The sequence below is a fragment of the Kitasatospora sp. NPDC093558 genome (assembly GCF_040683475.1).
GTDB lineage: Bacteria > Actinomycetota > Actinomycetes > Streptomycetales > Streptomycetaceae > Kitasatospora.
This window is the reverse complement of sequence record NZ_JBFBDY010001234.1, coordinates 1-1,281: the sequence shown is the minus strand read 5'-3', so window position 1 is coordinate 1,281 and position 1,281 is coordinate 1. Positions and strand designations below refer to the sequence as shown.

The 1,281-nt window shown below is 74.7% G+C and carries 2 protein-coding genes; both read left to right on the top strand.

Going from position 1 to position 1,281, the window contains the following annotated elements; genetic code table 11:
- Positions 1 to 845 (top strand): glycosyltransferase (locus AB0O00_RS39995; RefSeq protein WP_363659582.1); only part of this gene is annotated, 845 nt, incomplete at its 5' end.
- A 135-nt stretch (positions 846 to 980) separates the two neighbouring features.
- Positions 981 to 1,281 (top strand): ATP-binding cassette domain-containing protein (locus AB0O00_RS39990; RefSeq protein WP_363659581.1); only part of this gene is annotated, 301 nt, incomplete at its 3' end.

Sequence of the window (1,281 nt, the reverse complement as noted above, 5' to 3'; positions counted from 1 at the left end):
ACCGGCACGGGCTGCCGTGGGCGAGTTTCGCGCCGGGTGCGATGGAACTCGGCCGGCCGTACCGGGCGTTGCCGCAGGTCGAGGCGTGGATGACCGGGCTGCTGCGGGGGCTGTGGGAGCGGGCCGGGCTGCCCGTGGAGGAGTACACCGACCCGCGCTTCTCCCCTGCGCTGGTGCTCGCGACCACCGGGCCCGCGCTCACCGGGACCGCGCTCGCCGGGACCGACGCATACCCGCCGGAGTACGCGCTGGTCGGGCCGGTGCACGGCGAACGGCCGGCCGATCCGTCCTTCCCGTGGGAGCGGCTGCTGCCCGGGCGGCGGCGCGTCCTGGTCACCATGGGCACGCTGGCCGGCGAGCTCGGCGCGGACTTCCACGCGCGGGCCGTCCGAGCGCTGGAGCTGTGCGGCGACGACGTGCAGCCGGTGTTCACGGCGCCGCGCGCGCTGCTGCCCGAACTCCCGCCGCACGCCGTCGCGGTGGACCGTGCGCCGATCCTGGAGATGTTGACCCGGGGCGCTCTGGACGCGGTGCTCTGCCACGGCGGGATGAATACCGTCGGCGAGGCGCTCGTGCACGGGATTCCGCTGGTCACCGCGCCGATCCGGCACGACCAGCCGTTCGTCGCGGCACAGGTCGAGGCGGTGGGTGCGGGGGTGCGGGTGCCGTTCGCACGTGTTACCCCGGAGCGGCTCGCCCGGGCGTTGCGAGCCGTCCTCGACGAGGAGACGTACCGGACGGCGGCGGCCCGGGTCGGCAACGAGCTGCTCGCGGGCGGCGGGGCCGCCGCAGCCGCAGACCGGCTGGAGGCGCTGGTCAACCGGCTTACCCCGAAGGCCCCTTAGCAGAACGGAAGATCACACGTCCATTGGTCTAGGCCATTGTCTCCGCCCGGCCGACGCCCTAGGGTGGCGGCCAACAGCGGCCAGGCCACACCCCGACCGGTGCGCCGCCGGCCCATCCCCGCACGGGAGTTCCGGTTGATCGAGACCACGGGACTGCGCAAGTCCTACCGCAAGAAGACCTCCCGCAAGAGCGGCGAGGACACCACCGTCGACGCCGTCCGCGGCATCGACCTCGTCGTCGGCGCGGGCGAGATCCACGGCTTCCTCGGCCCCAACGGCGCCGGGAAGACCACCACGCTGCGCATGCTCGCCACCCTGATCCGCCCCGACGGCGGCCGGGCCACCGTGGCCGGCGCCGACCTCTTCGCCGACCCGGCGCAGGTGCGGCGCAGGATCGGCTACGTCGCCCAGGGCGGCGGCACCACCGACGGCGTCA